This window comes from candidate division KSB1 bacterium, assembly GCA_022562085.1.
Lineage (GTDB): Bacteria > Zhuqueibacterota > Zhuqueibacteria > Oceanimicrobiales > Oceanimicrobiaceae > Oceanimicrobium.
In genome coordinates, this window is record JADFPY010000133.1 from 1 (window position 1) to 11,200 (window position 11,200).

The 11,200-nt window shown below is 46.7% G+C and carries 8 protein-coding genes; 4 read left to right on the forward strand and 4 right to left on the reverse strand.

The annotated features are described in order from the left end of the window. A partial coding sequence (locus tag IH879_12130; protein ID MCH7675685.1) for an aldehyde dehydrogenase family protein occupies window positions 1–907 on the reverse strand: 907 nt, incomplete at its 3' end. A gap of 451 nt (window positions 908–1,358) precedes the next feature. Here IH879_12130 and nth point away from each other — a divergent pair. After that, window positions 1,359–1,979 carry an endonuclease III gene (nth, locus tag IH879_12135; GenBank protein ID MCH7675686.1) on the forward strand — a complete coding sequence of 207 codons (621 nt, stop codon included), beginning with the start codon at window positions 1,359–1,361 and terminating at the stop codon, window positions 1,977–1,979. A gap of 38 nt (window positions 1,980–2,017) precedes the next feature. Here nth and IH879_12140 read toward each other — a convergent pair whose 3' ends face one another. From IH879_12140 to IH879_12150, 3 genes are all read right to left on the reverse strand, one after another. After that, window positions 2,018–2,236: a hypothetical protein gene (locus tag IH879_12140; GenBank protein ID MCH7675687.1), complete on the reverse strand. Its 219-nt coding sequence runs from the start codon at window positions 2,234–2,236 to the stop codon at window positions 2,018–2,020. Window positions 2,237–2,263: 27 nt separating this feature from the next. Beyond that, complete coding sequence (locus tag IH879_12145; GenBank protein ID MCH7675688.1) at window positions 2,264–2,422, reverse strand: hypothetical protein; 159 nt, start codon at window positions 2,420–2,422, stop codon at window positions 2,264–2,266. A gap of 275 nt (window positions 2,423–2,697) precedes the next feature. Then, complete coding sequence (locus IH879_12150; GenBank protein ID MCH7675689.1) at window positions 2,698–4,302, reverse strand: hypothetical protein; 1,605 nt, start codon at window positions 4,300–4,302, stop codon at window positions 2,698–2,700. A gap of 329 nt (window positions 4,303–4,631) precedes the next feature. Here IH879_12150 and IH879_12155 point away from each other — a divergent pair, with 329 nt between their 5' ends. The 3 genes from IH879_12155 to IH879_12165 all read left to right on the forward strand — a co-directional run bounded on the left by IH879_12155 (window position 4,632) and on the right by IH879_12165 (window position 10,656). Continuing rightward, entirely contained in the window at window positions 4,632–6,092 is a 1,461-nt protein-coding gene (locus IH879_12155) for a M48 family metalloprotease (GenBank protein MCH7675690.1), read from the forward strand. Then, a complete protein-coding gene (locus IH879_12160; GenBank protein MCH7675691.1) occupies window positions 6,089–6,247 on the forward strand; it encodes a hypothetical protein in 159 nt (52 codons plus the stop codon). The genes IH879_12155 and IH879_12160 overlap by 4 nt, the downstream gene beginning before the upstream one ends. Window positions 6,248–6,360: 113 nt before the next feature. Further along, entirely contained in the window at window positions 6,361–10,656 is a 4,296-nt protein-coding gene (locus IH879_12165; protein MCH7675692.1) for a response regulator, read from the forward strand. Window positions 10,657–11,200 lie beyond the last annotated feature (544 nt).

An 11,200-nucleotide genomic window follows, 5' to 3' on the forward strand; every position in this document is an offset into this window, starting at 1 on the left:
GCTTAGAAACAAATTCATCATAAATTGATTTTTCAAGTAGCAAGCGGCTGCGGGCACAGCAATCCTGACCTGCGTTTCCTAGCACGCTCCAAACCGCTCCGGGCAGCGCTTTCTCAAAGTCAGCATCCGCAAAAACGATGTTTGCAGACTTTCCACCCAATTCCAAAGTAACTCGCTTAATGTCCTCAGCGGCTAATTTCATCACTTTGCGGCCAACCTCTGTGGAACCTGTGAAGGAAATTTTTCGAACTAAAGGATGCTTGACGAGTGCTTCGCCGGCCACTTCTCCTCTGCCTGGAACGACGTTCAGAACCCCAACTGGAATACCCGCTTCCAGGGCAAGTTCACCGAGGCGAAGGGCAGTTAAAGGGGTCTGCTCAGCAGGTTTGACCACAACGGTGTTCGCCATGGCCAAAGCCGGTGCAATCTTCCACGAAGCAATCACAATGGGAAAATTCCAGGGTAAAATGAGTCCGCAAACCCCAATGGGTTCGCGGAAAGTCATGCTCACACCCGTAGCGGCAGCAGGGATTGTTTGCCCGCCCACTTTGTTGATGGCGCCGGCATAATATTCAAAACAATCGGCTGCGTGGTTGACTTCATCGCGGGCCTCGCGAATTGGCTTGCCGACGTTTTGGGTTTCCAGGTTCGCAAGCTCTTTGGCATTTTCCCGAATTAATTGAGCAAGGTTTAATAATAGGCGGGTCCGTTCACGGCTATTGAGATTGCGCCAGGGTCCTTCTGTGAATGCGCGGTGTGCACTCTGAACTGCAATATCGATATCTTCCAAACCAGCGTCAGCTACTTCAGCTAAAATATCACCCATGGCCGGATTAAAGACCTTTGAAGCGTGTCCTGAGAGTGCGGGAATTCTTTTGCCGTCAATAAGAAGGTTTTCGCGGGTCATGATTTTTGAACTTAGAAAGGAAGTCTTGGTTAATTTTGGAGAAAGAATATACGATTTCCAAAAGAAGGTGTCAATAAATGCGAAGCGAATTTCACAAAATAGCACAGCCGGAATTATTGTAAGTTAAAGAAAAAATGTTATATTTGCTTCCTAACCAGACAGAATCTAAACCAAGCAGAACAGAGATAAAAGCGCACGCAAAGTCGCAGAGCCTGTCCTGAGCTTTGTCGAAGGGACGCAAAGGATACGCAAAGTTTTTTTGCGGGATTCTAAATGTCTTTGCCTTAATTTGTACCAAAGAAAAGCATTCAGAGAATTAGTTTGGATGTATAATTCATCTTTTTTTATTTCTTCTCTGCGTCATCTTCGCGCCTTTGCGTGATATTTTTTGTTTTTTAGCGAGAAATTTACTCCTAAAGGACCAAATTCAAACTAACTTCGATCCAAAAAAATGACCGAACAACAAAAAGCCAAAATCATCGCTAAAACTCTGGATGAACTTTTCCCGCAGCCGCCCATTCCGCTCAAACATAAAGACCCTTTCACCTTACTGATTTCGGTTTTACTGTCAGCGCAAACCACCGACACGATGGTGAACCGGGTCACGCCGACTTTGTTTAAAAAAGCCGATACTCCCCGAAAAATGGCCAAGATCAGTGTTGATGAAATTCGGGAGATTATTAAGCCGATTGGTTTAGCCCCCACAAAAGCTGCCAACATTCACACACTCTCTGAGATTTTAGTCGAAAAATACAAGGGGAAGGTACCGGCAACTTTTGAGGATTTGGAAACCTTGCCCGGCGTGGGTCACAAAACCGCCTCGGTGGTGATGGCGCAGGCCTTTGGCATTCCCGCGTTTCCGGTGGATACCCACATTCATCGTTTGGCACACCGCTGGGGGCTTTCAAACGGCAAATCCGTGGTACAAACGGAAAAAGATTTAAAAAGGATTTTCCCGGAAGAGCAATGGATTAAATTACATCTGCAAATTATCTATTTTGGCCGGGGATATTGTCCGGCCCGAAATCACGAACCTGAGGATTGCCCGTTATGCAGTAAGGCAGGGGTTTAAAATGTTAAACCCCTACAGAGATTGAACCCCAATTGAATTTAAGGACCTCCCATCACTTCCTTCAGAGCCTGACGGATTTGCGGCTCCTGCATCAGGTGGCCGTCCATCTTTTTTTGAACATTTCCCTCGCCATCAAAAATCACCAAACCGTGGTTACCAAATCCGTAGCCTTTAATTTGCTCTACGCTTTCCGGTGTCGTTGCATCCAGAATTTCACATTCCAAATTGCCTTTGTATTCAGTTTCAAGACCATTCACGATGGTCGTAACTTTGGCACAGAACGGTCAGCCGGGAAGGGCGTAATAAACAATCTTGGCCGGCTTAAGCGCAACAGTTGCAACCTCTCCGACTACAGGTTTTTCTTCAGTTTTGTTTGAGCAGGCCAGGTTGAAGGCTATCAAAACAAACCCAAACAGTGCAAAAAGTTTAAAATTGCGTGTCATTAGTCCCTCCTATGTTTAATTAATAATTCCTAACGCGGACAAGCCGCAAATCTCAAAAAACAAACTACAAATAAAACTAAATACCAAATCCCAATATCCAATAAAACCGTAACTTCAGTGATTTTGTTTGATGCCGAACCGTCGGCATTGAAATTTGGATTTTGGAAATTATCCCGCCTTCCCGGGACGCCGAGCCGTCGGCACTTGTTATTTAGGATTTGATATTTGTGATTTCAAATTCTGCCAAAAATGTGCAAAAAATAACTTGTCGGATACTAATTGGTACCATCAGTCAATTCTTCCGCCAATGTATATTGCGGAGCAATATCCACCGGCACATCATTAAGTTTTTCAAGCGCGGCTGCCAGCGTCTCCGGCATCTTAACATATTTTTCGAAGAATGCCTGCATTCCGTCATAATCACCGGTAGCTTGTAAAATACAAATATCCTGTACCAGCTCTCGCACCCAATTTTCGAAGTCCTCGAAATTTACCGTAAAAGTACCGGTCGCCTCATCATAGTCTATCGCTCCTTTTTCGAGCATATAATTGTATTGCAGGGCAACACCTTTACCGTGCGCTTCACCAATCCCAAATCTCACGCTTCTAAACAGCCCCGCCAGATAAGTCACGGCGATTTCTTTCTTAAAGGAAACAGGCAGCAGTCCTTTTTTGATCATGAAATGAATGTTGTAAACCCCCATGATATCTGCTTTGGCTTCTTCACAAGCGGAATATAAATCCTTCAGCTCCTTGCGGACCTCGGTTTCTCTTCCATCCACGACAATTTTTCCGGGGCCAAGACCATGCGAGAGCTCGTGAAAAAGAACTTCGTTTGTAAACGCTTCAGCGGTTACGTATTTTCGCTGTTCCTCGTTGACCAGTCGTTGCGCAATTGGGTACAAAATTTTATCATATTTAGCTGAGAGGACGTTACGCAGCAAAACTTTTTTACTGCCCTTTTGCTCACGAACCACTTCATCATTGGGCAAATTAAATGCAACCGTTTGCACGCCTGCTTTCGTATCCCCCGCTGTGAGTACAACATCCACAACCCGTATCGGAGATTCACTGCCACGTTTTAGATTTTTCATTTTCTCCGGAATCGGCAGGTTGCGCTCCATGGCTGGCAGCTCTGCTTTATAGCGATCCAGTTTCTTACTTTCTTCAGGGTCGGTTATCGTGACGAAAGACTCGAATGCAGTTTTGTAGCCAAATAGTTTATCTTCATAAACTTCATACGGACCGATGGTAATTTCCACGGGGCTGTCTAAATCCATCCAGTCCATATCGCTTTGGCGGTACTGGTTAGTAAAAAAAGCCTCTGCCCGGGAACGCAGAAATGTTTTTAGCGACTCATTTTCTGTCAAGTCAGCGGCCTCACGCATAAGTTTTGCGGCCGGCTCCAGCCATTCTCTAAATGCCTCGGAATAGGGTATTGCCACCAGGCCTCCCTGTTGGCGGCGAACCAACGTGAAATCGCCTTTCAGGGTGTCCGCCTGATCCGGATGGTCGCTGATATAACTTTCAAATTCTTCTTTAGTAATATCTTCAGGATAATAACCCGCTCCTTTTGGTTTTTTCATTTCGTTGATAAACGGCGCTTCGTGCTCATCCAGGCGATCCCAGAGACCGTAGGAAATCTTAAAATATTCGTATGCTTTCTTGCCGAGATCATCGCTTCGAGACGCCAAAGCCTGGCGATATTCCGGATTTTTCTCCCAGGCCTGTCTGAGGAAAATTTCATCCATATATTTGCTCGCCTCAATGAGCTTGCTCAGTGCTTGACGCTCATTTTCCGGGAGAAGCGAAATGTCTGCTGTAATTTCTGTCGGGGCAAATTTTTCTAAAATCTCCCCAACATTTTCATGAATATCCATTTCCGGGCCTCCTCCACAACTCAAATAAAACACCGGTAAAAATAATAAAGTAGTGAAATCTTTGAACCTAGTCATTTTTTCTCCTTTGAGGTCTTGATTTTTTCAATAAATTTCGCATAGTTTGGAACACAGAGATGACATTAATCGGTTTCATTATAGTAAAAACAGCTAATAATGTCAAGGCAAATGAATGACAAAAAGTCAGTAGGTCATTTACCTGTGGTGTCATTTTTCACGAAGTCAAGAGGACATGAATTAGTGACCATTAAATGACGCGCAGCATAATGACTCTGTAACTCTGTAACTCTGTAAAACAAAGGAGGGCTAAAATGAGCCGCAAAACTTTCTCAAAGGGAAGCTATTTATTAATTACTTTCTGTCTTTTTCAATTCATCTCCTGTGCAACAAATCCAGTAACGGGTAAAAGGGAATTAAACCTTCTCAGCGAGAGTAAAGAGATCCAGTTGGGAAAAGAGGCCGACCCCAGCATCGTTGCACAGTATGGTATTTACGATGACCCCAAGATTGCAAAATTCGTAGATGAAATGGGCCAAAAGATGGCCAAAATCTCCCACCGACCCCACTTAAAATTTACCTTTCGAATCGTGGACAGTCCGATTATCAACGCTTTTGCGCTGCCTGGCGGCTACGTCTACTTCACGCGCGGTATTTTAGGATACATGAACTCCGAGGCAGAACTGGCCGGCGTTTTGGGTCACGAAATCGGACACGTTACTGCAAGGCATGGCGCCAAGGCTTACACCCGCGGGCAACTGGCGCAGATTGGTTTGGGCGTCGGAATGGTCGTTTCAGAGACTTTTCGTAATTATAGTGATTTTGCGCAATTAGGCGTTGGCTTATTATTCATGAGATTCAGCCGGGATCAGGAGCGGCAGTCGGACATGCTGGGCGTCGAATATTCAACTAAAATCGGTTACGACGCTACGAATATGTCCCACTTTTTTGGCACACTTGCAGATTTAAGGAAACAGGCCGGCGGCGGTGGGGGCGGTGCTCTGGACAGCTGGTTTTCCACTCACCCCGATCCGCAAGATCGGGAGGCCAAAACACTGGCCCTTGCCAAGGAGGCTCAAGCAAAATCCCCTTCTTCTGTTTTTAAAACCGCAAGAGAGCCTTATCTTGCCCTCATTGACGGCCTTGTATTTGGCGAAGACCCGCGACAGGGATTTGTTGAAAACGGCACTTTTTACCATCCAACTCTTGATTTTCAATTCCCGGTGCCGACGGATTGGCAATTGGTGAACTCACCTCAGGCAGTCCAGATGGGAAATAAAGAGCAAACCGCCGGCATTCAGTTTACACTCGCAAAAGAAGCAAGTGCGCGTCGGGCCGCAGATAAATTCGTCGCGGACACAAAAGCCACGGTCAAGTCATCCGACTACCGAAGACTCAATGGCTTTACCACCGAAATCAGGGAGGTTACCATTGCCGGTCAACAAGGAGACTTAAGTGTACTTTCCTATTTTATAGAAAAAGCACAAAATGTTTTTGTCTTTCACGGCTTTACCTCCACAGTTAACTACGAGAAGCACCGCCGCGATTTCAGATACACCATGGAGAATTTTGAGCGGCTGAAAAACCAGGCAGCCAAGAATGCTAAACCGACGCGCATCAAAGTTGTCCGGGTAGCAAAAAGCAGCACTTTGAAAGATTTCCTGGCCCGCTACCCAACCAAGAAATCTACTCCTGAAGAGTTGGCGATTATCAACGGCATGGAGTTGACGGATAGGGTGCGGCCGGGAGATAGGATTAAGGTTTTGAGTCAGTGAAAACATACATAGTCATGAAGAAACCGAATGCATCCCAAATCCTCGATTTGCTTAATGGGAAAGATGGCTCAAAGTATATTTCTGAATTATATCATAGTTTATTAGAATATATCAAGTCCGGCAAAGCTATTTATGATATGGGACGCTTTTACTAAATGAAAAATGGTACAGGTAGAGGGTCCGAAACTCGAGTAACGTGTTTCATTAGTGTTACCTGATGCGCCCAAAGCAAAATCTGGATGTGTTTACGGAATCATACAGAACACACATGAAACGATTCCACTTGATGATTCTGCTGCTTATTTTCAACTTGCCTGCAGACCTGCAGGCACAGGGGGCCAGCCGTCTGGCAACCTTAGAGCCTCTTCTGAGCCAATCAGAAGATTACAGTTCTTCGACGGGCTCGAGGTATCGCATCGAATTTGAACGCCTCGTCCCCGAGAAGGGGCCAGATCCGGATGAGCCAAACTGTATGTTCCAGGATAGGCACGGATTCATGTGGTTCGGCACAAGTTTCGGCCTGTTAAAATATAACGGCTACACTGCGATTGTCTATGATCATGATCCCCAGAACCTGAACAGCTTAAGTGATAATCGGATTAGGTCACTTCTGGAAGATTCTTCCGGCATGATCTGGGTCGGAACCAGCGAGGGTTTGAATCGATTAGACCCTGAAAGTGACACGATCGTTCGATATCGACACGAACCCGGCAATCCCAACAGCCTGCAAAACAATACGGTCTACGCGATCTGCGAAGACAACGCTGGCGTACTCTGGCTAGGAACGGGAGCGGGATTGATCAAGCGCGATCCTCAAACGGGTCAATTCACGCTTTACGAGAACTTGCCTGGGGCTCTCGACAGCGATGGACACAACGGTGTACTTGACGTTCTGGAAGACAAATCAGGTGTTTTGTGGATCGGAAGCTCGGAAGGGTTAGTCAGTTTCGACGGTGCCCGAGAAAAATTTGTCCGTTATTTTCATGACCCCGAAAACCCAAGGAGCTTGAGTAACAGATTTATCCGGTCACTTTATGAAGACAAACAGGGTGTGCTGTGGGTCGGGACGAGTTCCGGGCTGTCGCGTATGGTCCGCGATGACTCTGGCAACATCTCATTTGAACGGTACATCGACGAGCCGAAAGATCAATATAACTATTCTAACAATATAATCTGGTCAATTTTTGAAGACAAATCAGATGTCCTGTGGGTTGCGGTTCAAAACGGGCTTTACCGAATGAGCCGGGGTGATGAAGGAACTTCCGAGTTTATCCGTTGTCAGGTCGAGATAGCATCCGGCTACAACAATGAAAAAGTCGGAGCAGTCTATGAAGACAATACCGGAACGCTCTGGATAGACGTTTCTGGTGCAGTTTATAAATCGAATAGACAAAGTGAAGCGATTTCTCATTATAATCACGACCCAGACAATCTCAATAGTTTGAGTCACAATCACGTCACCGAAATCTTGGAGGATAAAGACGGGATTCTCTGGCTTGGAACGGCTGATGGGCTGAATAGATTCGATCGCAAAAACAATAAGTGGACGCATTTCCAGGCTGACTCTGCTAACCCCAATAGTTTGTCCCACAATCGTATATTATCAATCTGTGAAGACAAGTCAAACCACCTCTGGATTGGAACCCACGAAGGTGGTTTGAACAAATTTGATCCACAGAAGAAGGAATGGACGCGCTATCAGAACTACCGTGAACCAAAAAGCATAAGCAACTGGTGGGTCAATTCGGTTTATGCCGATCGAGAGAATGTGCTCTGGATCGGAACCCTTCATGGCGTATTGAACAAATATGATCGTCAAACGGACACCTTCGTCTGGTACGAAAATGACCCTGAAAACCCGAACACCATAAGTGAAAGTAGCGGCACGATGCCGATCTTCGAGGATCGTGCAGGCGTACTTTGGATCGGCACCGATGGCGGTGGACTCAATAGATTCGACCGGGGACAGAATCTATTTACGCATTATCAGCATGAGCCTGGAAACTCAAAAAGTCTGAGTCATAATACCGTTACAGCCATACATGAAGACCAGCAGGGTGCGCTTTGGATTGGCACACGTGTCGGGCTCAACAAACTTGATCGCAACGAAACCGATAGTCTTGCCCGCGATGAACCATACTTTGTCCATTACCTGTCTGATAGGTCAATTGACGGCCTGTTGGATGATGATGATGGTAATCTGTGGATTAGTTCCGCAGGTGGATCCCACAGTGGTTTGACCAGATTTAATTATCAAAGCGAAACCTTCAGAGACTTCAGTGCCCAGGGGACTTTACTTCACAAGAGTCAAAGAAGCGGTGCAATGTTTGTTGCCGACCACCACCACACCGGATTTTATTCCTTTTACCCATCGGCAATGAAAAGCAATCACCATGCCCCTACAATTGCTATCACAGATTTTCAAATATTCAACAAGTCGGTTCCGGTTGCAGGTTCCTGGTGGGAAAAAAACGGCACAACCAGCATTGAAACCTATCGTCTAAAAAAGTCCCTTACCGCCACAAAAGAGATAGAGCTGACCTACAAAGAAAGTGTCTTTTCTTTCGAGTTCGCCGCGCTCCATTACGCAGACCCCGGGAAGAATGAATACGCCTATAAAATGGAGGGATTCGATGATGACTGGAATTATATCGGTACGCGCCGCTTTACGACCTTTACCGGACTGCCGGCCGGAGAATATACTTTTCGAGTCAAAGGCTCCAACAATGATGGTGTCTGGAACGAAGAAGGTACCTCGATTAAGGTCATCATTACTCCACCGCCCTGGAAAACCTGGTGGGCTTATGCCTTATATGCAACAACCCTTTTCGCACTTCTTCTGGCTGTGCGACGTTTCGAGTTGAGTCGCGCGCGCCTGAGACAGGAACTGGAACTCGAACACGAGCAGGCCGAGAAAATGGCTGAAATCGACCAGATGAAGTCACAATTCTTTGCCAACATCTCGCACGAGTTCCGCACGCCGCTCACCCTTATCCTCGGGCCGTTGGAAAAATTGCTTTCGGATAACGTTGAGGAAACGGTCAAAAAGCAGTTCCGGGTGATGCTGCGCAATGGCCGGCGGCTGCTGCGTCTGATAAACCAGCTTCTCGATCTCTCGAAGCTGGAGGCTGGCAGTATGTCCCTTAAAACCAGACCGGAAAACATCATCCCCCTTCTCAAAGGTATCGTGCTTTCATTTTCTTCGCTGGCGGAGCGTAAACGGATTACCCTGCGGTTTCAACCGCCTCAACCTTCCGAAGGTTCAGAACCTTCGGAAGGTTTAATAGTCTATGTTGATCGGGATAAATTGGAGAAGATCGTCTCCAATCTGCTCTCAAATGCTTTTAAATTCACTCCCGAAAAAGGCAAAATCTCAGTGGCTGTTTCGACAACACAATCCCATGCAGAGATTACCGTCGCCGACAGCGGGGTTGGCATACCGAACGAGAAACTGGAAAAAATCTTCGATCGCTTCTACCAGGCGGACGATTCCTACACACGCGAACAGGAAGGCAGCGGTATCGGTCTCGCGCTGACCAAAGAATTGGTGGAGCTGCATCGAGGAGAGATTCGAGTCACCAGCGAACCCGGCATGGGTACTACCTTCACGGTTTGCCTGCCGCTGGGGAAAGATCATCTGAAAGCCGAGGAGGAAATCGCGGAAACACCCCCCTTTTATTCCCCCCTCGAGGGGGGACTAAGGGGGGTGTCCTCACCGTCGTCCGAAGAAATTTTGGAAGAGGCCACCACAGGAGAACCTTCCGAAGGTTTGGAACCTTCGGAAGGTTCTGATGCCCTCCCCATCGTTCTGATCGTGGAAGATAACGCAGATGTCCGTACCTACATCCGCGATTATTTGGAAAAAGAGTATCAAATCATGGAAGCCGTGGACGGCGAAGATGGCTTTGAAAAATCCGCTGAAGCTGTTCCCGACTTGATTATCAGCGATGTGATGATGCCCAAGATGGACGGCCATGAACTGTGCCGCAAACTGAAAACCGATGAGAGAACCAGCCACATTCCGGTCATTTTGCTAACTGCGCGCGCCGGCGGCGAAAGCAAAGTCGAAGGGTTGGAAACCGGCGCCGATGATTATATTATCAAACCGTTCGATGCTCGCGAGCTTCAAGTGCGGGTTAAAAATCTCATCGAACAACGGCGCAAATTACGCGAACGCTTTCGCAAGGAAATCAAACTCCAGCCCAAAGACATCGCCGTCACCTCAATGGACGAAGAATTCCTGCAAAAAGCCATTTTTATCATAGAAGAAAACCTGTCCGACCCCGAGTTCAGCACTGAGGAATTTGCGAAAAAGGTTGCGTTGAGCCGCTCACAGTTGCATCGCAAGCTGCGTGCCCTCACAGACTACCCCACCCACGAATTCATCCGCATGTATCGACTCAAACGCGCAGCTCAACTCTTGCAACACCATGCTGGCACCGTCACAGAAATCTGTTACGATGTCGGCTTCAACAGTCTCTCCCATTTCGCCAAGGCATTTCGGGAACTCTTCGGGCAATCCCCTTCGGAGTTTGCTGCCAGCCACCCCGGCGAAGATGGATAAAAAGCAAAGCTATCCGTTCGCAAAAAGGTTCAATGTTTCGGTTTCTGCTTTACTTTCTGATTCTGTCATAAAACCCCGATTTTGCTACACCGCCATTAAATTTTGCTACACCACCGTTAGCGGGACCTACCCTTGATTTCGTATCTTTACAGTAGCCGACATTCGAGCCTTCTGCTTGCACGATCTTTGGCGGCAGTATTGAAATAAAATGATAAAGACCGAAAATGTCTCACCGTGCTATCACAAGAGCGGGGCACAAGGTACATTTGTTTGTCGCACCCGAACAGTATCGCCAGATCGACGAATGGATGGAGAGCGACGGGCTTGGCCTCACGTTCACCCACATGACAGAAGGAGGGTATTGACATGAAACGAGTACGCTCCTCCGATAGAATTTATATGTTTTTTTATAATTCATAATTCAAATTGACTAATTGTTCTTAAAGATTTAAGGAGGAAACCAATGAGAAAGTCAATCATACTAATGCTAACCTGCATCAATTTAACGCTTTTGCTCTCTTTTCCTGCCACCTCACTAATTGCC

What these genes read in the sequence shown, in the direction of transcription:
- nth (MCH7675686.1), top strand. Translation starts at nt 1,359, where the DNA reads ATGACCGAACAACAAAAAGCCAAAATCATCGCTAAAACTCTGGATGAA.
- IH879_12145 (MCH7675688.1), bottom strand. Translation starts at nt 2,422, where the DNA reads ATGACACGCAATTTTAAACTTTTTGCACTGTTTGGGTTTGTTTTGATA.
- IH879_12150 (MCH7675689.1), bottom strand. Translation starts at nt 4,302, where the DNA reads ATGGATATTCATGAAAATGTTGGGGAGATTTTAGAAAAATTTGCCCCG.
- IH879_12155 (MCH7675690.1), top strand. Translation starts at nt 4,632, where the DNA reads ATGAGCCGCAAAACTTTCTCAAAGGGAAGCTATTTATTAATTACTTTC.
- IH879_12165 (MCH7675692.1), top strand. Translation starts at nt 6,361, where the DNA reads ATGAAACGATTCCACTTGATGATTCTGCTGCTTATTTTCAACTTGCCT.